General features: G+C 71.7%; 23 protein-coding genes. 10 read left to right on the top strand and 13 right to left on the bottom strand.

The window, feature by feature from the left end; all coding sequences use genetic code 11:
* Positions 1–60 precede the first annotated feature (60 nt).
* The gene (locus tag ACIPSJ_RS47360) at positions 61–882 is read right to left on the bottom strand and encodes a class I SAM-dependent methyltransferase (protein WP_401355807.1); all 822 of its coding nucleotides are present in this window, start codon (positions 880–882) and stop codon (positions 61–63) included.
* A gap of 56 nt (positions 883–938) precedes the next feature.
* On the opposite strand from ACIPSJ_RS47360, the gene ACIPSJ_RS47355 reads away from it, so the two are divergent.
* Both ACIPSJ_RS47355 and ACIPSJ_RS47350 read left to right on the top strand, forming a co-directional pair.
* The gene (locus tag ACIPSJ_RS47355) at positions 939–1,298 is read left to right on the top strand and encodes a helix-turn-helix transcriptional regulator (RefSeq protein ID WP_359213261.1); all 360 of its coding nucleotides are present in this window, start codon (positions 939–941) and stop codon (positions 1,296–1,298) included.
* A 197-nt stretch (positions 1,299–1,495) separates the two neighbouring features.
* Complete coding sequence (locus tag ACIPSJ_RS47350; protein WP_401355805.1) at positions 1,496–1,978, top strand: VOC family protein; 483 nt, start codon at positions 1,496–1,498, stop codon at positions 1,976–1,978.
* Between the two features lie 57 nt (positions 1,979–2,035).
* Here the strand turns inward: ACIPSJ_RS47350 and ACIPSJ_RS47345 are convergent, their stop codons facing one another.
* The 4 genes from ACIPSJ_RS47345 to ACIPSJ_RS47330 all read right to left on the bottom strand — a co-directional run bounded on the left by ACIPSJ_RS47345 (position 2,036) and on the right by ACIPSJ_RS47330 (position 6,722).
* Positions 2,036–2,923, bottom strand: coding sequence for a geranyl diphosphate 2-C-methyltransferase (locus tag ACIPSJ_RS47345; protein WP_401355803.1), 888 nt, complete (start codon positions 2,921–2,923; stop codon positions 2,036–2,038).
* A gap of 50 nt (positions 2,924–2,973) precedes the next feature.
* Positions 2,974–4,026, bottom strand: a complete 1,053-nt coding sequence (locus ACIPSJ_RS47340; protein WP_401355801.1) for a family 2 encapsulin nanocompartment cargo protein terpene cyclase — start codon at positions 4,024–4,026, stop codon at positions 2,974–2,976.
* Between the two features lie 17 nt (positions 4,027–4,043).
* Positions 4,044–5,486 carry a family 2B encapsulin nanocompartment shell protein gene (locus ACIPSJ_RS47335; RefSeq protein ID WP_401355798.1) on the bottom strand — a complete coding sequence of 481 codons (1,443 nt, stop codon included), beginning with the start codon at positions 5,484–5,486 and terminating at the stop codon, positions 4,044–4,046.
* 228 nt (positions 5,487–5,714) lie between these two features.
* Positions 5,715–6,722, bottom strand: a complete 1,008-nt coding sequence (locus ACIPSJ_RS47330) for a zinc-binding alcohol dehydrogenase family protein (protein ID WP_401356041.1) — start codon at positions 6,720–6,722, stop codon at positions 5,715–5,717.
* A gap of 148 nt (positions 6,723–6,870) precedes the next feature.
* On the opposite strand from ACIPSJ_RS47330, the gene ACIPSJ_RS47325 reads away from it, so the two are divergent.
* Positions 6,871–7,665, top strand: a complete 795-nt coding sequence (locus tag ACIPSJ_RS47325; RefSeq protein WP_401355797.1) for a VOC family protein — start codon at positions 6,871–6,873, stop codon at positions 7,663–7,665.
* 47 nt (positions 7,666–7,712) lie between these two features.
* Entirely contained in the window at positions 7,713–8,405 is a 693-nt protein-coding gene (locus ACIPSJ_RS47320) for a ribonuclease H (RefSeq protein ID WP_401355796.1), read from the top strand.
* 9 nt (positions 8,406–8,414) lie between these two features.
* Here ACIPSJ_RS47320 and ACIPSJ_RS47315 read toward each other — a convergent pair whose 3' ends face one another.
* Both ACIPSJ_RS47315 and ACIPSJ_RS47310 read right to left on the bottom strand, forming a co-directional pair.
* Positions 8,415–9,236: a tyrosinase family protein gene (locus tag ACIPSJ_RS47315; RefSeq protein WP_359213243.1), complete on the bottom strand. Its 822-nt coding sequence runs from the start codon at positions 9,234–9,236 to the stop codon at positions 8,415–8,417.
* A 35-nt stretch (positions 9,237–9,271) separates the two neighbouring features.
* On the bottom strand, positions 9,272–9,658 hold the full coding sequence (locus ACIPSJ_RS47310) for a tyrosinase cofactor (RefSeq protein ID WP_401355793.1): 387 nt from the start codon (positions 9,656–9,658) through the stop codon (positions 9,272–9,274).
* A gap of 343 nt (positions 9,659–10,001) precedes the next feature.
* Between ACIPSJ_RS47310 and ACIPSJ_RS47305 the strand changes: the two genes are divergently transcribed.
* From ACIPSJ_RS47305 to ACIPSJ_RS47295, 3 genes are all read left to right on the top strand, one after another.
* Positions 10,002–11,192, top strand: a complete 1,191-nt coding sequence (locus tag ACIPSJ_RS47305; RefSeq protein WP_401356038.1) for an FAD-dependent monooxygenase — start codon at positions 10,002–10,004, stop codon at positions 11,190–11,192.
* A 97-nt stretch (positions 11,193–11,289) separates the two neighbouring features.
* Positions 11,290–12,789, top strand: coding sequence for an MFS transporter (locus ACIPSJ_RS47300; RefSeq protein WP_401355790.1), 1,500 nt, complete (start codon positions 11,290–11,292; stop codon positions 12,787–12,789).
* On the top strand, positions 12,786–13,373 hold the full coding sequence (locus ACIPSJ_RS47295; protein WP_401355787.1) for a TetR family transcriptional regulator: 588 nt from the start codon (positions 12,786–12,788) through the stop codon (positions 13,371–13,373). The genes ACIPSJ_RS47300 and ACIPSJ_RS47295 overlap by 4 nt, the downstream gene beginning before the upstream one ends.
* Here the strand turns inward: ACIPSJ_RS47295 and ACIPSJ_RS47290 are convergent.
* Positions 13,370–14,266: a LysR family transcriptional regulator gene (locus ACIPSJ_RS47290; protein WP_401355785.1), complete on the bottom strand. Its 897-nt coding sequence runs from the start codon at positions 14,264–14,266 to the stop codon at positions 13,370–13,372. The genes ACIPSJ_RS47295 and ACIPSJ_RS47290 overlap by 4 nt on opposite strands.
* 134 nt (positions 14,267–14,400) lie before the next feature.
* Between ACIPSJ_RS47290 and ACIPSJ_RS47285 the strand changes: the two genes are divergently transcribed.
* On the top strand, positions 14,401–15,288 hold the full coding sequence (locus ACIPSJ_RS47285; protein WP_401355783.1) for an SDR family oxidoreductase: 888 nt from the start codon (positions 14,401–14,403) through the stop codon (positions 15,286–15,288).
* Positions 15,289–15,385: 97 nt separating this feature from the next.
* Here ACIPSJ_RS47285 and ACIPSJ_RS47280 read toward each other — a convergent pair whose 3' ends face one another.
* Complete coding sequence (locus ACIPSJ_RS47280) at positions 15,386–17,092, bottom strand: cholesterol oxidase substrate-binding domain-containing protein (RefSeq protein ID WP_401355781.1); 1,707 nt, start codon at positions 17,090–17,092, stop codon at positions 15,386–15,388.
* 138 nt (positions 17,093–17,230) lie between these two features.
* On the opposite strand from ACIPSJ_RS47280, the gene ACIPSJ_RS47275 reads away from it, so the two are divergent.
* Both ACIPSJ_RS47275 and ACIPSJ_RS47270 read left to right on the top strand, forming a co-directional pair.
* A complete protein-coding gene (locus tag ACIPSJ_RS47275) occupies positions 17,231–18,214 on the top strand; it encodes an aldo/keto reductase (protein WP_401355779.1) in 984 nt (327 codons plus the stop codon).
* Positions 18,215–18,296: 82 nt separating this feature from the next.
* Positions 18,297–18,782 (top strand): DUF6328 family protein, encoded by a 486-nt coding sequence (locus ACIPSJ_RS47270; RefSeq protein WP_401355776.1) that lies wholly within the window; start codon positions 18,297–18,299, stop codon positions 18,780–18,782.
* Here the strand turns inward: ACIPSJ_RS47270 and ACIPSJ_RS47265 are convergent.
* The 4 genes from ACIPSJ_RS47265 to ACIPSJ_RS47250 form a co-directional block, all read right to left on the bottom strand.
* Positions 18,767–19,435 carry a DUF2238 domain-containing protein gene (locus ACIPSJ_RS47265; protein WP_401355774.1) on the bottom strand — a complete coding sequence of 223 codons (669 nt, stop codon included), beginning with the start codon at positions 19,433–19,435 and terminating at the stop codon, positions 18,767–18,769. The genes ACIPSJ_RS47270 and ACIPSJ_RS47265 overlap by 16 nt on opposite strands.
* A gap of 68 nt (positions 19,436–19,503) precedes the next feature.
* On the bottom strand, positions 19,504–19,929 hold the full coding sequence (locus ACIPSJ_RS47260; protein WP_359213216.1) for an SsgA family sporulation/cell division regulator: 426 nt from the start codon (positions 19,927–19,929) through the stop codon (positions 19,504–19,506).
* Between the two features lie 83 nt (positions 19,930–20,012).
* A complete protein-coding gene (locus ACIPSJ_RS47255) occupies positions 20,013–21,038 on the bottom strand; it encodes a hypothetical protein (protein WP_401355771.1) in 1,026 nt (341 codons plus the stop codon).
* A 159-nt stretch (positions 21,039–21,197) separates the two neighbouring features.
* Complete coding sequence (locus ACIPSJ_RS47250) at positions 21,198–22,814, bottom strand: serine/threonine protein kinase (RefSeq protein ID WP_401355769.1); 1,617 nt, start codon at positions 22,812–22,814, stop codon at positions 21,198–21,200.
* Positions 22,815–22,880: the final 66 nt, after the last annotated feature.

Here is a 22,880-nt window from a genome sequence, read left to right as displayed (position 1 = left end):
GGTACCCGGGGTGACGCCACGCATGCGTCCCGTCCGCATGCGTGGCGGAAAATCAGCGGCTCAGCCGCCGGTCTCCCCGACGCGTACGGCCGTGATCAGCTCGTGCCAGTAGCGCTTGGTGACGACTCCGTCGTAGCGGGAGTCGATGAGCCGCCGGATGTCGGCGAGCAGCCCGGCGCGGGCCGGTTCGGGGAGTGCGCGGTGGTTCGAGTAGGTGAGCAGGACGTCCAGGTAGGCGCGGGTGCGGTAGGTGATCTCCTGGGCGTGGCCGTGCACCGTGACGTCCGTGAAGTACGGGGAGCCGGCGAACTCGGCCGTGTCGGTCGCGACGGCGGACTCGGGGGACGGGCGCAGCCCGGGTGGTGTGGCCGGATCCCATCGTTCGTAGCACTCCTGGACGTCGGCGAAGAAGTCCTCGGTGCCGCCCGCCACATGGTGGGTGGTGACGACGGCGAGCAGCCCGCCGGGGCGCAGCGCCCGGGCCGGCTTCGTGACCCGGAGCGCCGGGTCGATCCAGTGGAACGCGGTCGCGCACACCACCGCGTCGAACGGCTCCGGCGGCAGCTCCCACTCCTCGAAGACGGCGGTGACGACCTCCACCTCCGGGAACCCCGCCAGGCGCCGGCGGGCGACGGCGGCCATCGACGGACCCATCTCCACGGCGGTCACCGCACAGCCGGACCCGGCCAGGTCGACGGTCAGCTGGCCGGTGCCCGGGGCGATCTCCAGCACGCGGACTCCGGGAGCGGCGCCGATGACCCGGCCCAGCTCCGCCACGAGAGAAGGGGGATAGCGGGGCCGCGCCCGCTCGTACAGTTCGGCGTCCTCGTCGAAGGTGACCCGCAGTTCCTGCCGTTCTCCGCTGAACTCATGCGCTTCCATGCGGGGGAGAATGCCGATCTCCCTCCCGCGTGGGCCACTGCTTTTAGGCTGAGGGGGTGAGCAGCCAACCGCCGAACCACGCCCCCGTCCTTCCGCTGCGTCCGCAGGAGCCGTCCGCCGACCCCAGGGAGCCGCTCTGGCGCGACCTGGTCGGAGACGTCCTGCGGCGCGAACGACTGACTCAGGAACGCACCCTCAAGGATGTCGCCGACACCGCCCGGATCTCCCTGCCGTACCTGTCGGAGGTCGAGCGGGGCCGCAAGGAGGCCTCCTCGGAGGTCCTCGCGGCCGCCGCCCACGCCCTCGGCCTCGACCTGGGAACTCTGCTGTCCCGGGTCCAGACCGAGTTCGCCCGCAGGACCACCACCGCCCGCCCCGTGCCGAGGCCCTACAACGGACTGTGCCTGGCCGCCTGACGCCGGTTCGGCGCGCCCACCGGGTGCGGTCCAGGCGGTCGTGGAGATCGTCGAGGTCGCTCTGCGGGATCGAGACGCGGAAGGGACGGAGGTCCGGCGATGAGGTCGTGGTCGGGATCGTAGGCGGGCCACCGATGAGTTTCCGGCCGTGCGGCGGTCGGTACACATGACCGCGTTCCCCGCCCCAGGAGGTGCCCATGACCACCGACGGATTCACCACGTGTCTCTGGTTCGACGGCCAGGCCGAGGAGGCCGCCCACTACTATGCGTCGATCTTCAAGAACTCCAGCGTCGGGAAGGTCGGCCGGTACAACGAGGCCGGACCGGGCGAGCCGGGTTCCGTGCTGGCCGTCGACTTCACGGCCAACGGGCAGAAGTTCGTCGCCATCAACGGCGGCCCGCAGTTCAAGTTCAGCGAGGCGATCTCCTTCCAGATCTACTGCGACGGACAGGAGGAGGTCGACCACTACTGGGCCAAGCTCACCGAGAACGGCGGCGAAGCCGGCCCCTGCGGCTGGCTCAAGGACCGGTTCGGCCTGTCCTGGCAGGTCGTCCCCGACGGCCTGATCGAGATGATCGGCGACGCCGACCCGGAGAAGGCGGCGCGTACCACCCGGGCGATGTACGCCATGGGCAAGCTCGACATCGCCGCGCTGAAGAAGGCGTACGCGGGCGAGTGACCGCACACGGACGCGGGGCGGTGTCCGGACACCGCCCCGCACGCGGACCCCGCCGGGTCAGACCCGGTCGGCCACGATCAGCAGGTACTGGAAGCTGCCGTTCTTGTAGGCGGTGAGGAACGCGTCCTCGATGCCGGTCACCAGGTGCTCGGCCTGCTTGCGCAGCTCCCAGTAGGGGATGGTGGCCTGGGTGAGGTCCTCCACATGGACCGGCACCAGCCGGTTCTTCGCCATCGCCCGGAAGTACTCCGAGCGCGGGTGGATGTCGCAGATGTAGTGCGCGTTGATCAGGGACACCTCGCGCGAGGCGCGACCGTAGGTGTCGTTGTAGCAGCCGGTGATCGTGACATAGCGGCCGCCGCGGCGCAGCAGCCGGGCGTGCTCGGCGAACAGCAGCTCCAGTTCGACGTACATCGTGGACTCGTTGTTCCACGAGGCCGCGTACGCGCCCGTCTCGAAGCCGGTGTCCAGCATGTTCCGGTGATGGTAGCGGACCTTGTCGCCGACCTCCCGCTTACGGGCCATGTCGTTGGCGAACTCGTGCTGCTTGGCGGAGATGGTGACCCCGTCGGCCTGGCAGCCGTAGCGCAGGTTCGCCACGATGCTGCCGCCGCCCCGGCCGCAGCCGGCGTCGAAGACCCGGTCGGCCGGGGTCAGCGGGCCGAGGTGACCGGCCAGCACTTCGGCCTGGGCGTGCTCCAGACGGTGCAGTTCGCCGGTGACGCGCTCCTTGCGCAGCTCGGGGTCGGTCTCGTCGAGCACCGACCAGTCGGCCTCACCGATGCCGTAGTGGTGGTGGTACAGGTCGTCGATCTTTCCGAGTTCGAGGTTGACCGGGTTCTCCTCGGCATTCCAGTAGTCCGCGACGCGGTTCTGGTACCTGGACTGGGTCGGCACCGGGGCTGACGTGGTGGTCTTCTTCCGGGCGACAGGGGCGGTGGTCAACAGGTTCTCCTCGAAGTGTTTCTGACGGTGTTTCGGATGTGGCTGAGGGGCTACCAGTAGTCCGGCAGGTGGTAGCGGTTGGTGTTGGTGGCGTGCCACTCGTGATTGCCGGCGACCCACGCGGCCAGGCTCTCGGCGTAGCGCGCGACGAGCGGGGAGCCGGCGGCCAGGGTGGCCGACTCCTCCTCGAAGGCCGCCATGATCCGGTTGTGGATGTCGACGGACTTCAGATAGGCCGCCTTCAGCCCCCGCCGGTCGTTGGCCGCCACCACCTGGGGCAGGTTGAGGTGATCCGGGTCGCTGGCCAGCTCCTTGGTGAAGGAGTACAGGTCGTTGACGATCGTGGTGGCGTTGCAGGCCAGGGCGGTGATCCGCTGGATCTCCGGACGGGCGTAGAGCTGCTCGGGCAGTTCGTAGCCGTCCACCGCGTCGACGATCGACAGACAGGGCCGGAAGTTGTTGTACTGCCGCATCACCAGGTACTCCCAGACCCGCGGCGTGTACCCGGTCTCCATCCAGGCCGCCTCGCCGAGATAGCCGAGGTGCAGCCGGGCCATGTCGTGCACGAACCGGTCGGTCTGGCTCGGCGTGGCGAACTCGGCGAAGCCGGAGAGCGCGAAGTGGTAGGAGCGCAGTGGACCGTCGGCCGCGATGCCCTCGCGCCACTCCTCCTCGATCTCCGGGATGCCGTGGTACGGGTCGAGCGCCGACTGGGCGATGATCAGCGGGCCGCCGAGCCCGCGCCGCGAGCCGCCCCGCCCCTCGTCCTCCTCGCAGTAGCAGGAGTCCACGATGTTCTCGGCGAGCAGCAGCTTGCCGGCGGCGGTGAGCCGGTCCAGGTCGAGCCCGCCCGGATGCTGCAGGACGACGGCCCGGCCGAACTGGAAGTCCGAGAAGTCCCCCTTCCAGGACTCCGGGAACAGGTCGAGCTCCCGGGCCCAGGCCTCGAGCCGGCGGTCGAGTTCGGCGGCCTTCTCGGGGTCGGCGGGCACGGCCGGCCGGTAGTGCAGTCCGGGGACCGCGCCGGTGCGCCGGGCCGGGCGCAGGCGCTCCGCGATGTTCGGCGGCCCGGGCAGGACGTAGGAGGTGGTGGTCGTGGTCATGGATGTGCTCCAGGCCGTCAGTCGGCGGTGCGGCCGAGCTGGACGTTCTCCAGGATCCCGGCCGCGTCGGGGACCAGGATGGCGAGCGAGTAGTAGGCGGTGACCAGGTAGTTGATGACGGCCTGCTCGTTGATGCCCATGAAGCGGACGTTGAGGCCGGGCTGGAACTCCTCCGGGATACCGGTCTGGTAGAGGCCGACGACGCCCTGGTCGCCCTCGCCGGTGCGCAGCGCGATGATGCTGCTGGTGTGCTCGTCGCTGATCGGGATCTTGCTGCACGGATAGATCGGGACCCCGCGCCAGGCGGGGATCTCGTGCCCGTCCACGTTCGCCGTACCGGGCACCAGGCCGCGCCGGTTGCACTGCCGGAAGAACGCCGCGATCGCCTTGGGATGGGCCAGCAGCACCTTGGTCTTGCGGCGCATGGAGATCAGCTCGTCCATGTCGTCCGGGGTCGGCGGTCCGGTGAAGGAGCTGATCCGCTGCCCGTAGTCGATGTTGTGCAGCAGCCCGAACTCGCGGTTGTTGACCAGCTCCCACTCCTGGCGCTCGCGGATCTCCTCGACCGTGAGGCGCAGCTGCTGCTGGGTCTGGTCCATCGGATGGTTGTAGAGGTCGGCGACCCGGGTGTGCACCCGCAGCACGGTCTGGGTGATGGACAACTCGTACTCGCGCGGCGCGAGTTCGTAGTCCACGAAGCCGCCCCGCAGGGTCGGTTCGCCGCTGTGGCCGGCCTGCACCGGGACCTCGGCCTCGCCCTTGCGGTTCATCGGCAGCCGCTGCCGGTCCACATACGCCTGGAGGTGGGCGCCCAGCGAGGGGACCCGGTCCATCACCTCCTCGACGACCGACCAGGGCAGCGCCAGCACCACGCCCGGGGTCTCCGCCCGGACCGAGGTCAGCCACAGCGGGTCGGTCTGGCCGACCGCCTCGTCGCCCATCTGGTCGCCGTCGGTGATGACGCCGACGACCTCCTCCTCGCCGTACTTGCCGGCCGCGTACCGGGTGAACCGGCCGTGCACCACCAGGTAGGTCTCGGTGACCGGCTGGCCCGCCTCGAACAGCACCTGGCCGGCCCGCACTTCGCGGGCCCGGAAGCGGCCGGCGATCTCGGTGAGCGCGTCCAGGTCGTCGTAGCCGCGCAGGACGGGCAGTTCGGTGAGGGTCTGCGGGATGACCCGGATGTCGTTCCCGCCGTTCTGCTCGAAGCTCACCCGGCCGCGCCCGGTGCGCAGTTGGAGGCGCCGGTTCACCCGGTAGGTGCCGCCCTTGACGTCCACCCACGGCAGTGTCTTGAGCAGCCATCGTGAGGTGATGGCCTGCATCTGCGGTTCGGACTTGGTGGTCGTGGCGAGCTGACGTGCCGCCCGGGTGCTCAGACTGGTGAGCTGCCGGTCGGTGGTGGGATCCGGCTCGGGCTCGTCGACGGCGGAACCGATGACGCTGTCCGGTGTGGACACTTTCCCTCCAGCTACGAGGTGAACGACGGTGACCCGGAAGGTCGGTGGGGTGCGAGGTGGTGATGCGCACCGACAAGCCAAACAGCCCCGGTGATCTCCGGGTACGGCGCGAACGGGGCGGATATTTGCCCGAGTTGCGCAAACCCGTGGTCCGGTGCGGAAAGGGGCGCGGCGCGAGATCGCGCGCCGGTGGCTCGCTCTCGTGCCCGGGCGGGCGCGGGGTTGGACTCAGGACAGGTCGTTCACCAGCACCGCAGCCCCGTCGAAGTGGCCCTCCTTGAGGTCCCGCAGGGCCTTCGGTGCCTCCGAGAGCGGGTAGGCGTGGGTGGTCGCGCGGAGGTCGTACCGCTCGGCGAGCGCCAGGAACTCCCGCCCGTCGGCACGGGTGTTCGAGGTGACACTCCGCAGCTCACGTTCGTAAAACAGTTCGCGTTCGTAATTCAATGGGGGTACGTCGCTGAGGTGGATGCCCGCGACCGCCAGCACCCCGCCCCGGTCCAGGGCACGCAGCGCGACCGGGACCAGATCGCCGACCGGCGCGAACAGGATCGCGCTGTCCAGTGGTTCGGGCGGCACCTCGTAGGCGTCCCGTGCCGAGTCAGCGCCCAGTTCCAGGGCGAGCCGCCGGGCCTCGGCACCCCGGGTCAGCACATGGACCCGCGCGCCCTCCGCGAGCGCCACCTGCGCGCACAGATGGGCGCTGCCCCCGAAGCCGTACAGCCCGAGCCGCCCGCCCGGCGGGAGCGAGGCCCGGCGCAGCGCGCGGTACCCGATGATCCCGGCGCACAGCAGCGGCGCGAGCGCCAGGTCGTCGAGGCCGTCGGGCAGGCGATAGGCGAAGCCGGCCGGGACCGTCGTGTACTCGGCGTACCCGCCGTCGGCGTCCCAGCCGGTGTACTCCGAGTGCGGGCACAGGTTCTCGGCGTCCCGCAGGCAGTACCCGCACGTCCCGTCCGTGCGCCGCAGCCAGGCCACCCCGACCCGGTCGCCGACCGCGAAGCCGGTGACCGCGCCGCCCGCGCCCGCGACCTCGCCCACCACCTCGTGTCCCGGGGTCACCCCGGCCCGGTGCACGGGCAGATCACCCTCCGTGACATGCAGGTCGGTGCGGCACACCCCGCAGGCCCGCACCCGGACCAGCAGCTCGTCCGCCCCGGGCACCGGCACCGGACGCTCGACGAGGCGGAGCAGATCCGCCTCGACCATCCCGGGCCGCACCACCGACCACGCCCGCATCGTGTCCGCCATCTCGCGCCCCGTCCGCCGAAGGCCGCCGGTCCCCTCCCCAGTGTCCGCCGGAGTCCGGCGTTCGGCGCGCGGGCGGACGGCCCGGTGGCTAGCGTGAGGAAGCGGGAGAATCCGCTCGATCGGAAGGGTCGCGGCCATGGCGGTACAACCTGAAGGAACCCCCTGTTGGGCCGACGCGATGTTCAGCGACCTGGAGGGGGCCAAGAGCTTCTACGGCGAGGTCCTCGGCTGGACGTTCGGCGAGTCGACGTCGGAGTACGGCAACTACACCCAGGCCTACGCGGACGGCAAGGCCGTCGCCGCCGTCGTACCGCCCATGCCCGGCCAGGAGGGGCAGTCGCAGTGGTGCCTCTACTTCGCCTCGCCCGACGCGACGGCGACCGCCGCGAGGATCCGGGAGAACGGCGGCGAGGTGCTGATGGAGCCGATGCAGGTCGGCGAGTTCGGCACCATGTGCCTGGCCCGGGAGCCCAGCGGCGCGGTGTTCGGCATCTGGCAGGGCGGTGTCCACGAGGGCTTCGAGGCCACGGCCGTGCCCGGCGCCTACTGCTGGGCCGAGGTGTTCACCCGTGAGCCGGAGAAGGCCGACCCCTTCTTCGGCGCCGTCTTCCCCTACACGGCCAAGCAGATCGAGGACGACAACGTCGACTTCCGGATGTTCGACCTCGGCGAGCAGACCGTCCTCGGCCGGATGCGGATGACCGACGACTTCCCGCCCGAGGTGCCCTCGTACATCAACGTCTACTTCACCGTCGCCGACTGCGACGAGGCCGTCGCCAAGGCGACCAAGCTCGGCGCGATCCTCCGCTTCGGCCCGATGAGCAGCCCCTTCGGCCGGTTCGCGGCGCTCAGCGACCCGCAGGGCGCCAACTTCTCGGTGATCGACATCACGACCACCGAGGGTGAGATGCCGCAGGTCAAGGACGCCTGACCAGGGCGGACGCGGGGCCACGGCCGGGCGGGGCGCCCGGCCGTGGCATGATCGGGGCCATGCGTGAACGAGTGGTGGCCGCGTGCGACGGGGCTTCTAAGGGAAACCCCGGACCGGCCGGCTGGGCCTGGGTGGTGTCCGACGACGCGGCGACCGCGGCCCGCTGGGAGGCCGGGCCGCTCGGCAAGGCCACCAACAACGTGGCCGAACTGACCGCCCTGGAGCGGCTGCTGGCGGCCACCGACCCGGACGTGCCCCTTGAGGTGCGGATGGACTCGCAGTACGCGATGAAGGCGGTCACCACCTGGCTGCCCGGCTGGAAGCGCAACGGCTGGAAGACCTCCGCGGGCAAGCCGGTCGCCAACCAGGACCTCGTGGTCCGGATCGACGCGCTCCTCGACGGCCGCACGGTCGACTTCCGCTACGTCCCCGCGCACCAGGTCGACGGCGACCCGCTGAACGACTTCGCCGACCGGGCGGCCAGCCAGGCGGCGACGGCCCAGGAGGCCGCGAGCAGTGCCCTCGGCTCCCCGGAACCGCCGTCGTCCCCGACGTCCGCGGCCTCGGCCCCGCGGCGCAAGGCGGCACCCCGCAAGACGGCGAACGGCTCCTCCTCCCGCACCCTCAAGGCGAAGTTCCCCGGCCGCTGCCTGTGCGGCCGTTCCTACGCGGCGGGCGAGACCATCGCCAAGAACGCGCAGGGCTGGGGCCACCCGGAGTGCCGTACGGCCGAGGCCTGACCGGACGGCTCAGACGTCGAACGTGTAGAACCGCGTGTGGTCGAGCAGATCCGCCGGCCGCACGTCGTTCCACGGCTTCATCGTCTCGTCCAGGTCCACCACGTCCGCGGTGCCGCCGCCCGGCACGTACCCGGCCTGCGGATGCCGGCGCTGCCACTCGGCCCAGAGCTTGTCGACGAAGGCGTGGTGCAGCCAGAACACCGGGTCGTTGGGGGAGACCCCGGTGGCCATCTGCCCGCCGACCCAGACATGGACCCGGTTGTGCAGATTGACCCCGCGCCAGCCCTCCAGGTGGTTCCGGAAGCCGTCCGAGGCGCTGTTCCAGGGTGCCATGTCATACGTCGCCATGTTCAGCACCGAGTCGACCTCGGCCCGGGTGGGCAGCTCGCGCACGCTCGTCCCGAGCGCCCGGCGCAGGTAAGTACGGCCGTCCACACGGACGTTGACCGGCCAGTTCCCGCCGGACGCGGCGAACGGCCCGTCCGTCACCCGGCCGTCCGAGCTGCGCCCGGTGCCGCCCAGGAAGTCCGGGCCCCACAGCGCGGCGCGGACGGTCCGGTCGGTGCTCCAGTCCCAGTAGGGGAGCGCGACGGAGGGGTCCACCGCCTGCAGCGCCTGCTCGAAGTCGAGCAGGAATCTGCGGTGCCAGGGCAGGAACGACGGTGAACGGTGGCCCGTGCGCTCCGAGTCGTCGGTGTCGGACATGATGAAGGCGTTGTGCGTGCGCACGAAGTCGTCGTAACGGCCGTCGCGCTTCAGCTCGATGACGGCGGCGACGAACCGCCGCTTCTCGTCGGCGGTCAGACTGGCCTGGTTCTTGCGTACGGTCATGTGCTTCGAAACTCCGGAAGTCCTTGCGGGGGCGGTCAGTTGGCGGGGAACGGCAGCAGCGCGGCGCCCTGCAGCTCGTCGACCGCGGCGCGGGCGGCGGCGCGCGGGGTGGCGACCGGGTCGTAGTGGCTGACCACGCTGATCCAGCTGCCGTCGGCGTTCCGCATCACGTGCAGCTCGACCCCGTCGACGAACACCGCGTAGCCGGCGCCGTGTCCGTGGTGGTGTCCGCCCATGCCGCCCATGCCGGCCGGGTGGCCCTGTATCCGTCGGCCCCCGTAGACCTCGTCGAAGGGTTCGAGGGATCCCTCGTGCGAGTGGCCGGCCGCCGAGGCGCCGGGCGCGACGAGGGTCTGGGCGCCGACCGCGGCGGCGAGGACGGCCGCCCCGGTGAGCGCGCGACGGCGGGTGAGTTCGGGCATACGGGTGCTCCTGTGGTGGGTGCGGGTGATGACCCCGTATGCCTATCCGCCGGTTCCGGAGCGGGAGAAATCGCCCGGATCGGGTTGGCTACGATCAGGACAATTGACTACATGTCATACAAGATTGAACGAAGATGATCTTGCCGCGGTGGGGGGCTCACCGCTGCCGGAACGGGTAATTCCTTGCTCTGGCGAGGAGGTTTCCGTCGATCTTTCGCGGCGGTCCGCCGTCCGGGTGGCGTGGCTCACGGCGTCAATCTGGCGCGATTCGAAAACCCGGCCGGACTCACCCGCGCTGCTACCCTGCGGTGCCAATTGACCACGTTCGGTGAAACCCAGGGGTGTGTGCGTGAAGGTCGTCTGTGTCGGAGGCGGGCCCGCCGGCCTGTATCTCGCGATCCTGCTCAAGCGGCAAAACCCGTCCCACGACATCACCGTCCACGAACGCGACCCCGAGGGCTCGACCTACGGCTGGGGCGTCACCTACTGGCGCGCCCTGCTCGACCGGCTGCACGCGCTCGACCCCGAGTCGGCGCGCGCGATCGAGGAGAGCTCGGTGCGCTGGCACCAGGGCGTCGCCCACGTCCGCGACCGGATCACGCGGCAGCCCGGCGACCCGGGCCACGGCATCGGCCGCCACCGCCTCCTGGAGATCCTCGCCGACCGCGCCCGGTCCCTGGGCGTGCGCCTGGAGTTCGAGGACGGGATCACGCCCGACCGCCTCCCCGAGGCCGACCTCGTCGTCGCCGCCGACGGCATCCACAGCGCCCTGCGCACCCGGCACGCCGACGACTTCGGCACCGAGGCCACCGAGGGCCGCAACCACTACCTGTGGCTCGGCACCACCAGGGTCTTCGACTCCTTCACCTTCGCCTTCGTCGAGACCGAGCACGGCTGGGTCTGGTGCTACGGCTACCCGTACGACGCCGAACACAGCACCTGCGTCATCGAGTGCGCCCCGGACACCCTGGCCGGCCTCGGTCTCGACGCCATGGACGGGGCCGATCAACTGGCCCTGCTGGAGAAGCTGTTCGCCCGCATCCTCGACGGCCACGCGCTGATCGGCGGTGCCACGGCGGCCTGGCCCGCCTTCCGCACCCTCACCAACCGCAGCTGGCACCACGGCAACCTCGTCCTGCTCGGCGACGCCGCCCACACCACCCACTACTCCATCGGCGCCGGCACCACCCTCGCCCTGGAGGACGCGATGTGCCTCGCCGACACCCTGCGCGAACACGGCGCCGTGCCCCAGGCGCTCGCCGCCTACGAACGGCGGCGCAAGGCCGAACTGGTCTCCGCCCAGAGCGCCGCCCGCCTCAGCGCCCAGTGGTACGAGCAGCTGCCCCGCTACATCGACCTGCCCCCGCACCGCATGTTCGCCCTGCTCGGCCAGCGTCACTCGCCCCTGCTGCCCTATGTGCCGCCGCAGCTCTACTACGGCATCGACAAGGCGGCCGGGCGGCTGGAGGTGCTGCGCCGGTTCAAGCGGTGGCTCGGGCCACGGGCGGCGCGGGCCCTGCACGCCCGGTCGTAGCGGCCGTCCGGCGGCATACCGGGTAGGTGAAAGGTCATTCACCCGGTAGGGTGAATTTATATTCACCTACTTATCCATGCCGTCCGCAGGAGTGCCGATGGAGCAGCCCGTCCCGATAGCCGGCCCCTCGGGCTCGCCCGCCGCACCGCGCCCGCTGCGGCAACGGCTGACCATCCCGGTACTGGCCTTCGGCGGCATCCTGATGGCCGTCATGCAGACGGTGGTCGTCCCCCTGCTGCCCGACCTGCCCCGGCTCACCCACTCCTCGGCCGGCACCGTCTCCTGGACGGTCACCGCGACCCTGCTCGCCGGAGCCGTCCTCACCCCGGTGCTCGGCCGGGCCGGTGACATGTACGGCAAGCGCCGGGTGCTCACCGGAGCCCTCGCGCTGATGACCGTCGGCTCCGTGATGTGCGCGCTCTCCTCGGACATCACCGTCCTCATCGTCGCCCGCGCGCTCCAGGGCGCCGCCGCCTCCGTCGTCCCCCTCTCGATCAGCATCCTGCGCGACGAACTGCCGCCGGAGCGCCGGGGGTCGGCGGTGGCGCTGATGAGCTCCACCGTCGGCATCGGGGCCGCACTGGGCCTGCCGCTGGCCGCGCTGGTCGTGCAGTACTACGACTGGCACACCATGTTCTGGCTGACCAGCCTCCTGGGCGCGCTCGGCGTGGCGGCCGTCTGGTGGGCGGTCCGGGAATCGCCCGTGCGCGAGTCCGGCCGGTTCGACGTACTCGGCGCGCTCGGGCTGGCCGTCGGGCTGACCTGTCTGCTGCTCGGCGTCTCCCAGGGCGGCCAGTGGGGCTGGTCCAGCCCGCGCGTCCTCGGACTCTTCGCCGCCGCGGTCCTCGTCCTGGTCCTGTGGTGGTGGCAGCAGCTGCGCACCGAGCAGCCGCTGGTCGACCTGCACCTCGTCACCCGGCCCCGGGTCGGCCTGTCCCATGTCGCCGCCCTGCTCACCGGGTTCGCCTTCTACGCCAACTCCCTGGTGACCGCCCAGCTGGTGCAGGCGCCGAAGGCCACCGGGTACGGCCTGGGCCTGTCCATCGTCGCCACCGGCCTCTGCCTGCTCCCCGGCGGCGTCACCATGCTGCTGTTCTCGCCGGTCTCCGCCCGGATCTCGGCCTCCCGCGGCCCGCGCATCACCCTCGCCCTCGGCGCCGCCGTCATCGCCTGCGGCTACGTCGTACGCATCGCCGACAGCCGCGACCTCTGGATGATCATCCTGGGCGCCACCGTCGTCGCCACCGGCACCACGCTCGCCTACTCCGCGCTGCCCACGCTGATCCTGCGGGCCGTCCCGGCGAGCCAGACCGCCTCCGCCAACGGCGTCAACGTCCTCATGCGCACCATCGGCCAGGCCACCTCCAGCGCCGCCGTCGCCGCCGTGCTCACCCACCACACCAGCCTCGTCGGCGGCGCCGCGATCCCCACCCTGCACGGCTATCTCCTCGCCTTCGCGATGGCCTGCGTCATCGCGCTCGCGGCCGGCGCCGCCGCCCTGTCCATCCCCGGCGACAAGGACCGGGCCACCGACGACGCCCCCCGTGCCAAGGACCGCGCCGAGGGCGTGCGCGACGACGCGCTGGAGGGAGCATGAGTGCCGTGAGCACCTCACCGGACCTCCCCGCCGCGCCCGCCCGCCGGGACGCGGAGGCCACCAGGACGGCCATCCTCAAGGCCGCCCGCCATCTCCTCGCCCGGCACGCGCACGCCGACATCACCCTCAAGGACGTCGCCGAGCGCGCCGGGGTCAGCCCGCCCCTGATCCTCAAGTACTTCGGCAACAAGGACGGCCTGTTCGCCCGGGTGATGTCCTTCGACGCCGACGCGGCCGCCCTGCTCGACGCGCCCCTGGACCGCCTCGGCCCGCACATGGTCCGCTACGTCCTGGAGGGCCAGCGCGACCGCGGCGCCGACCCGCTGCTGCGGATCGTCTTCGCACCCCTGCACGGCGACCTCGGGGACGTGCTGCGCGCCAACTTCCGCGCCCACGTGGTCGACGTCCTCGCCGCCCGGCTCACCGGCCCGGACCCCGGCCTGCGCGCCGAACTCGCCGTCGCCCAGCTCATCGGCCTGGGCGTGATGTACGGCATCGCCCGCGGCCCACGGCTGCGCGACTCGGCGGTCAGCGACCTCGCCGACCGCTACGGCCCGGCCGTCCAGGCCCAGTTGACGCCCTAGCCGGGCTCCGGCGCGGTCAGGAGCGCCTCGACGGACCGGCGGAGGGCGGCCAGCAGACGGCTGTTGTCACCGGCCCGGGTCGCCAGCACCACATGGCTCGGCTCGACGCCGTGCAGCGGGACGGCGGTGAGGTCGGGGCGCAGGGACATGCCGGGCACCCGGGGCACGATCGCCACCGCCTGCCCGGCGGCGACGTGTTCGAACTTGTCCTCCACCGCGTCGATCAGCGGACCGCCGGGCGCCGGGCTGCCGTCCGGCCGGGGATCGACACGCCAGAACGCGTTCCAGAGCGGATCCTGGCCCCGGGGCAACGGCTCGTCGGCGAAGTCGTCGAGCGTGACCGACTCCTTCCCGGCGAGCCGGTGGTCCAGCGGTACGACCAGGACCCGCGGCTCGTCGTAGAGGACCGTCACCCGCAGCCCGTCCGTGCGCAGCGGCAGCCGCGTCACCACCGCGTCCACCCGTCCCGCCAGCAGGGCCTCGCGCGGCTCGCCCCAGTCGAGGTGCAGGGTCCGCACCTCGGCGTCGGGGAAGCGGCAGCGCAGATCGCGCACGGCCGGGGTGACGAAGATCCCGTTGATGTACCCCACGGTGATCCGGCTGGGCTCCCCGGCGGCCCGGGTGACGGCCGCGGCCTCGCGCGCGGCCCGCAGCAGTCCCTTGGCCCGCGGCAGGAACACCTCACCGGCCTCGGTGAGCCGCGCGCCCTGCGGGGTGCGGTCGAAGAGCCGCGCCCCCAGCACCCGCTCCAGACGCTGGATCTGCCGGCTCAGCGACGGCTGCGTGATGTGCAGGGCACCGGCGGCCCGCCCGAAGTGCCGCTGCTCGGCGACGACGGTGAAGTACCGGACGATCCGCAGATCGAGGTCGGGGGCGGGAGCCGCATCAGCCATGTCTTCAGCATATGCACAATGACCTGCGCTCATGCCTCAGAGGCATTGCGTAGTACGAAACAGGCTTTGGACGCGCGGCACCCGTCGGCCGAACGATGGAGAACACCACCCCATCCCTCGAAGGAGCACCCCTCATGCGGGTATTCGTCACCGGCGGCAGCGGCTTCATCGGCTCGGCCGTCGTCCCCGGACTCCTCGGCGCCGGTCATCGGGTCCTCGCCCTCGCCCGCTCCGACAAGTCCGCCGAAGCCCTGACGGCGGCGGGCGCCGAGGTGTACCGCGGCAGCCTCGACGACCCCGAGGACCTGGCACGCGCGGCGGCCGGCACCGACGGCGTGATCCACCTCGCCTTCGACCACGACTCCTTCCCCGACATGACCGGGCCCGTGGCGACCGACCTCCGCGTGATCGAGGCGGTCGGCACCGCCCTCGCCGGCTCGGACCGGCCCTTCGTCGTCACCTCGGGCACCCTCATGCTCGCCCCGAACGGCGGGGTCGCGGCCGAGCAGGACACCCCGGCAGCGGCCGTCCACCGCAGCGCCGCGGACCTCGCCGCGCTCGCCCTGGCCGCACGCGGCGTCCGCAGCTCCGTGCTCCGCCTCGCCCCCACCGTCCACGGCCGCGGCGACCAGGGCTTCGTCCCCCGCCTGATCGACGTCGCCCGCCGGACCGGCGTCGCCGCCTACATCGGCGACGGCACCAACCGCTGGCCCGCCGTACACCGCCTCGACGCCGCCCACCTGTTCCGCCTGGCCCTCGAATCGGCCCCCGCGGGCACCGCCCTGCACGCGGCGGCCGACCAGGAGGTCCCGTTCAAGGACATAGCGGCGGCGATCGGCCGGGGTCTCGACGTACCGCTGAAGAGCATCCCGGGCGAAGAGGCCCAGTCCCACTTCGGCTGGCTCGGCATGGTGGCGGCAGCCGACAACCCGACGTCGAGCGAACGCACCCGCAAGCTCCTGGGCTGGCAGCCGGAAGAGCAGGGATTGATCGCTGATCTGGAAGAAGGCCACTACTTCTGATCGCCGGCCGGCTGACGCGCCCCGTCAGGGGCGCGGGGCTGTATCAACGTGCGGCTCCGCCGCGTGGGCGCGACCAGCCCCCACAAACCCGCAGATCTCAACGACGCACAAGCACCCCATCCAAAAACCCATTGCCGAACACCCGATGAGGATCAAGGCGATCCAGCACCCCCACCGCCCGATCCCACACCGCACTCCCGAACGAATCCGGAATCCTTGCCCCGAGCACCTCCTCATCGCTCCACACACCGGACTCCGTATAGGCCCACCCCTTGGACCACTCCACCCGAGTCCCCTCGAACCTCTCGAAGAGAAACCTCTCCAACTCCCGGAGAAACGCCTCCGCGTACGGCGTCCCCGGCAGCGTCAGCACGTCCAGCCACACCGCCGTGTCGGCCCCGTCGCGCGGCCGCACCGCGGACAGCGACGGCACCTGCGCCCCGGCCACCCCCACATCCCCCGGCTCGTCCAGCCCCGTCACCCGGATCTCCACCGACCCGTTCACCGGGAACCGCCCGGACGCCGCGTACGCGGTGAGCCGTTCCCGGTAGAACGAGGTGAACTCGTGCACCACTCGCTGCACTTCGCCCCGTTCCGTCAGCACCGCGTACCCGTTCGCGTTGATCCGCAGCGTGGTCGGCCTGATGTACAGGAGCGTGTTCTTCGAAGGCCCCCAGAGGTCCGAGGACAGCGTCGTCACCAACCCGAGCGCCGCGACGTCGAGTTGCGCGTTCCCCAGCACCGGCGCGAGGTACCACGCCGCGTCGGACACCATCCGCCCCGCCAGGTCGGCGACCACGGTCGGGACGTTGTCGGAGAAGGGGTAGTTGTACGGCGAGGTGACGTGCCGCGAGGTGAGCGGCTTGGCCGGCGCGACGCTCCACTCCTTCAGCCACGGGTACTCGGTGAAGGCGAACCAGATCGCCTCGACCCGCCCGGACCGCGTCAGGAAGCCGTCGAGGGTCCGCCCGCCGGAACCCGGCGCCGCGAACAGTTCGCCGGCCGGGATGTCGGTCCGGCTCACGCACCGCAGGTCGCTGTTCGCCCCCACCCGCAGCACGACCTCGGTCACCAGCGCCCGGCCCAGATGCGTGAGCAGCGCCGCACAGTCCGCCTCGTCCCGGCCGAAGGTCCGCAGGACGTACGCACCCGCGTCCTCGTCCCACACCACCGCGGTCAGCGACACCACCAGATTGCTCAGCGAGCCGTAGGTGTGCCCGGGCAGCGGATCCTCGCCGTCGGCCGGTACGGCGGTCCCGTGCGCGTCGACGGCCAGGGCGCCGCCGAGCGTCAGATCGCCGGGCGCCGGCGCGGCCGTGAGCCCGAGACCGTGGCCCTCCAGGAAGGTGAGCAGGGCCTCCAGGGTGACTCCGGTCCCGGCCCGCACCAGCGAACCGGACTCCAGGGAGAGACCCGTGAGATGAGCCGTGGTGTCCACGAGCAGGACCTGGTCGTCGGCCGCCGTCCCCTCCGTGATCGTCAGTGGCGACCAGCCGTGCGAGGCGCCCCGCGCACGCACCCGCCGGCTGTTCCGCCAGGCCCAGTCGACGACCGCGAGCACCTGGCCGGCGTCGGCCGGGGCACAGGCCCACAGCCCGTCCGCGGTGATCTCGCCCACCCAGTTGCGGTACGCCGAGCGGTACAGCGCGACCTCCGCCGGGAAGCCCGGCAGTTCGGCGGCGGCCTCGGCCGGGTCGGCCGCCAGCAGTATTGGTACGGCGGCCAGCACGGCGGCGGACCGCAGGAAGGCCCGACGGCTCCAGCCGTCGCCCCAGGACGTGTTGTTCGCTGAAGTGTCAGTCACGCCGACACGCTAGGTCCGGGTTGACGCACTCCTGATTTCTGTCGAATGCAATCACCCGTGTGAGTGAACGATTCACAGGTGGGCGCGGTCGCTCGGGCCCGTGACAGCGTTGTCGGTGGCGGATGACAGACTGGCGCCATGGACGAACGCGTAATCGGCAGGTCGGGACAGCGGGCATCGGTCGTCGGCCTGGGCACATGGCAGCTCGGCGCCGACTGGGGCGAGGTGGACGAGAAGGACGCGCTCGCCGTGCTGGAGGCGGCGGCCGAGTCGGGGGTGACCTTCTTCGACACCGCCGACGTGTACGGGGACGGGCGCAGCGAGCAGACCATCGCCGCCTTCCTGCGCGGCCGGCCGGACCTGCACGTGCTGGTGGCCACCAAGATGGGCCGCCGGGTCGACCAGATCCCGGAGAACTACGTCCTGGACAACTTCCGCGCGTGGAACGACCGGTCGCGCCGCAACCTCGGCGTGGACCGCCTCGACCTGGTGCAGCTGCACTGCCCGCCGACCCCGGTCTACTCCTCCGGCGAGGTGTACGACGCCCTCGACACGATGGTCGAGGAGGAGCGCATCGCCGCCTACGGCGTCAGCGTGGAGACCTGCGCGGAGGCGCTCACCGCGATCGCCCGCCCGGGCGTGGCCAGCGTGCAGATCATCCTCAACCCGTTCCGCATGAAGCCGCTGTACGAGGTGCTTCCGGCGGCCCGCGAGGCTGGCGTCGGGATCATCGCGCGGGTGCCGCTCGCCTCCGGTCTGCTGTCCGGCAAGTACACCAAGGACACCGTCTTCGCGGCCGACGACCACCGCACCTACAACCGGCACGGCGAGGCCTTCGACCAGGGCGAGACCTTCTCCGGAGTGGACTACGCGACGGGCGTCGAGGCCGCCGCCGAGTTCGCCGCCCTCGCCCCCGAGGGGTACACGCCGGCCCAGCTCGCCCTGCGCTGGATCATCGAGCAGCCCGGGGTGACCACGGTGATCCCCGGCGCCCGCAACCAGGAGCAGGCCCGGGCCAACGCGGCCGCCGCCAAGCTCCCGGAGCTGCCCGCCGAGACCGTCACCGCGATCCGTGAGCTGTACGCCGGCCGGATCAAGGACCAGGTCGAGAACCGCTGGTAGAACCGGGTACGGGCCGGGAGCGGACAGGCGCCGCCCCCGGCCCGCGCCGTTTGGGGAACCGGCCCGCGGTTACCCGCATGTCATGACCGACCAGGACCGGCGCACCGGGCGTGACGAGACGGAGGAGGAGCGCGCCGACCGGATGTGGGGCGAACTCATCCAGGAGGTGCGCGTCGCCCAGACCGGGGTGCAGATCCTCTTCGGCTTCCTGCTGACCGTGGTGTTCCAGCAGAAGTACGCCGAGCTGTCCGACGCGGACCGGACGATCTACGTCGTCACAGTCGTCCTGGGCGCCTCGGCCACCGGCGCCCTCATCGGCCCGGTGTCCCTGCACCGGCTGGTCGCCGGCCGGAAGGTCAAGCCGCAGGCGGTGCGGCTGGCCTCCGGGCTGACCCAGATCGGCCTCTTCCTGCTGTTGGCCACCATGACCTCGTCCCTGGTGCTGATCCTCCGGGTGGCCACCGGCGGGAGCGCGGTGACCTGGGTGGTGGTGGCCGTCGTCGGCTGGTACCTGGTGTGCTGGTACGGCCTGCCGTTCTGGTCCAGGCGCCGTCACAGCACCCGCTGAGCCGCCTCCAGCGCCCGCAGCTGCCGGTCGTGCACCCTGCTGAGCAGCAGGACCGACACCGTCGCGCCGATCAGCGCGCAGAACATGTCCCACTGGGTGTCCCAGACATCGCCCTGCGTGGCCAGGAACGCGTCCGCGCCGTGCCCGGCGATCTCCGCCGCCAGCCACTCCAGCTGCTCGAAGAAGGCACTGAACGCGAGACAGGCGCACACGGTGAGCGGGGCCAGCCAGCGGCTGCCGCGCAGCGGCGAGGTACGGCTGAGGAGTTCCCGGACCAGGATCGCCGGCACGAACCCCTGCATGAGGTGGCCGAGACGGTCGTACGGATTGCGGTCGAGGCCGAAGGTGTCCCGGACCCAGTCGCCCGCCGGTACCTCGGCGTAGGTGTAGTGGCCGCCGACGGCCAGCACCAGCGCGTGCGCGGTCAGCAGTCCGGCCAGCAGGCCCGTCAGCGGGAAGCGCCGCCAGGTCAGCACCACCAGCGGCAGTCCCACGAGCACCCACACCGTCTCCAGGAACCAGGTCGTGCGGTCCCGTGCGCCCCAGGCCGAGAGCGCCATGCCGGCCACCACCGCCCCGGCGAGCAGGACGGGCGGAACACGGCGGGGCACCCGGTGCGGAACGGGGCGCGGGGCGGGGTGCACTGCGGTCATGGCGGACTCCTTGTCGTGGAGCCCTCATCGTGGCCGCGCCCCGAGGCCACGGACATGAGTACGGCTACTCAGCCGGTCGCGAGGATCTCCGCGAGTACGTCGTCCACCTGGACCTCCTCGCGCCCGGGCGCCACGACCATGTAGGTGTCGCTCAGGAACGCGGCCAGCGCGGGCGCCCAGGCGAACACCACCGCGTGGTGTCGGGTGCCGCCGGGCAGCGGATCGCCGAGGAAGTCCATGCGCACTTCCCGCCAGCGGCCCTGCCGCACCGGACGCAGCCGCACGTCCCCGACCCCGACCGGTTCTCTCAGACCGTCGTTCAGCATCTCGCGGTCCAGCCGCCACCGGGCGAGCACCCGGCCGTCCAGGGTGAACACCGCGGTGACGGCGAACGGGTCACCGGCGTCGTACGACAGATGGGCGAGGACCGGGCAGCGGTCCGTCCCGTCCGCGCGGAGCTGTACGACCAGGGTCCTGTGCACGATGGGGTTCACCGAGAGGCCTCCGAGAACGATCGGCTGGGTGCCCTCTAGTACCCCTCTCACGGGAAAAACGCTCAATCCTGAGCGGAATTGCCCTACGAGTCCCGCGAACGCAGCGCGGCCAGGCAGGAACCGATGGCCTGCTGGAGCTCCTCCAGCTGCTGGACCATGTCGTCCTCGTAGAAGTCCTGGGCGTCGTCGAAGGTCAGCTCCTCGAACGCCTTGGTCGCCTTCTGGAGGCTGTTGTAGAACTTCGTCCGCTTCTCCTGGACCCGCAGGTCGGGGTCGGCCTCGACCGCCTCCACCACCAGGTTCTTCAGGGTGTCGTAGGCCTCGGACGCCCACTCGCCGGTGTCCTCGTCCTCGTCCAGCTCGTCCAGGAGCGAGAGATGGCGCTCGGCCTCCTGGCGGAGTTCCGCGGGGGCGTCGACGGTCTGTCCGGCCGGGGTCTTGATCTGGCCGGACTCCGCGATCTGGCGGACGTAACCGATCCGGTCCGCCGAGCGGCTCTCGGTGGCCACGGCCTTCTTCAGGTCGGCGGTGCGGACCACGTCCCGGGCCAGCACCGTCTGCAGCTCGGGGTCCTCCTTGATGCGGTCCAGGAGAGCCGTGCGGGCGGCGCTGGCCGTGGAGGGGTCGGCGAGGATCGCGGCACGCAGCGCGGTGGGGTTCTCGGCGACCTCAAGGGCCTTGGTGGGCCGGATGCCCTCCGCCTCCGCGGCCTCGGCGATGGCGGTGCCCCGCTCGGAGGTCGCGCTGCTGCGGGCGACGTAGTACGCCAGCCACACGTCGGAGTCCGGCAGTTCGACCTCCTGCCCGGGGGCCAGCGCCTCGAAGTGCGGAACGAGACCGTCGTCGGCGGCCTTGTCCCACGCCTTGTAGTAGCGCATCACCCGCTCCGGGGAGCAGCCCGCCAGCTCCGCGAACTCCCTCGCCGACACCTTCGCCGTCTCGTCCGCACCCTGGCCGCCCGGTCGCACACTGCGCGCCACCATCAGCCCGAACGTCCAGCCTCCGGTGCGCACATAGGCCCCGAACTCCCGCGCATCCCGCGCCACGAGGTCGGACAGGGGAGCCAAAGACGCACCGGACGTCTCGGACGGGTCGATCGCTAGGGTCACGGAGAACACTCCCGAAGGCTGCCGAACTGCATGCGTACAGACCAGCAGCCTATATCCGCCCATTGACCAGCCTTTGCCACACCACCGAAGACCGGCCGGGCGCGCCGCGTGGCGCCGACCGGAGCATCTGGTGGCGTCGGTCCGGGGAGGGCGGGCGGGTCAGGTCTTCGCCGGTCGGAAGGTCGTGAGAAAGGTCTTCATCGCCAGCTTGTTCGCGGGCAGGTCCCAGGTGCTGGCGGATGTCGTGATGCGCAGGGAGAAGCTGCGGCCGCCGCCGAGGAGGAAGCCGCGGCCGAAGGTGTGGACGCGGTCGGCGCCGGTGCCGGAGAGCCACTCCATGTCGGCTGCCTTGTAGCCCTGGTAGGTGGTGGCGGTGATCTGGCCGACCCGCTGGTAGCCGTCCAGTTGTTGCAATTGCGGTTCCACGTCGTCCCGCCAGACGGCGACCGGGTCGGGGCCGGCCTGGGTGCTGTAGGTGACCGCCAGGGTGCGCGGGTCGTCGCCGCCCGGACCGAAGGTGACCCGGTAGGCCAGGTCGTCGACGCGGGAGGTCTCGATGCGCTTCCAGCCCGTCGGGAGCGCCACGGAGAAGCCCTCCGGGGCGGTGTAGCGGTGGAAGCCGGCCGGCAGGGCGCCGGCGGTGGCGGAGGCCGAGGGGGACGGGTCGGCGGTGGCGCTGGGGGAGGCCGAGGTCTTCGAGGGGGAGGGGCTGGGGCCGTTGCCGTCGGTGCGGTTGCCCGGCTGGTCGGTCGTGGCGGTGGCGCTCGGCGCCGAGCCCGCCGAGGTAGCGGCGCCGCCCGGCAGCCCCTGGGTCGCGGCCAGCACCGCCACCGACACGGTCACCACCGCCAGCGCGGTCCCGCCGATCATGGTGGTCCTGCTCCACCCCGAGGCCCGGGCGGCCACATAGGCGCCGCGCAGCCGGGGCACGGGGGCCGGCTGCCCGACCGCGTCGGGATCCTCGTCGAGGACACGTGCCAGCGCCTGGCGGACCACCGGCCGGCTGAGCCGCTCCCGGGAGTTCTTGCGCAGCAGCCCCTGCACGACCTGCGTCAGCGGGCCCGCCCGCAACGGGGTGCGCAGCGGCAGCCGGTCCACGCCCTTCAGGGTGGCGTCGGCCTTGCCCCGGTCCCGGAACGGCGGCCGCCCCTCGACCATCGTGTAGAGGATCGCGCCCAGCGCCCACAGGTCGGCGGCCGGCCCGATGCGCTCGTCACGGGCCTGCTCCGGCGAGGCGTACGACGGCGCGGTGACCCGGGGCGCCAGCGTCGCGCCCGCGAGACCGAACCCGGTGACCACGACCGGACCCTTGTCCCGGACGAAGATCTGGCCGGGGCTGAGCTCGCCGTGGGTGTAGCCGTCGCTGTGCGCGGCCTCCAGCACGTCGAGCACCTCAAGGGCGATCCGGGCGGCCCGTACGTAGGTGAACGAGCCCTGCTGGGCGAGGACTTCGCTGAGCGGTGTGCCGTCGATCAGCTCCGTCACCGTCCACAGCGCGCCCGCCTCCTCGAAGGCGTCGATCACCATCGCCACCCGGCCCGGCCGCAGCGCGCTCATGACCTCGGAGGAACGCAGCACCCGGGCGGTGGCCCGGCGCACGACGTCGGCGGTGAGGTCGCCGGGAAGCGCGATCTGGGTCACCAGACGCGGGCGCTCCGCCTGGATGTCCTCCGCATACCAGCCGATGCGGTTCGGCTCGCGGTCGGCGACCTCGAGGAGCCGATACCTTCCGGCGACCAACTCTTGTGCGGAGACATGCGCCTTGACCATCGTCATCCCTCGCTGAAACCCCTGCCTCGTCTTGACCAGAGGTACGGGGAACGCGCCCGGGTTTGTTCAAAG

Origin of the sequence: Streptomyces sp. NPDC090088 (assembly GCF_044747345.1) — a bacterium.
Classification (GTDB): Bacteria; Actinomycetota; Actinomycetes; order Streptomycetales; family Streptomycetaceae; genus Streptomyces.
This window is presented reverse-complemented; position numbering and strand designations above follow the sequence as displayed.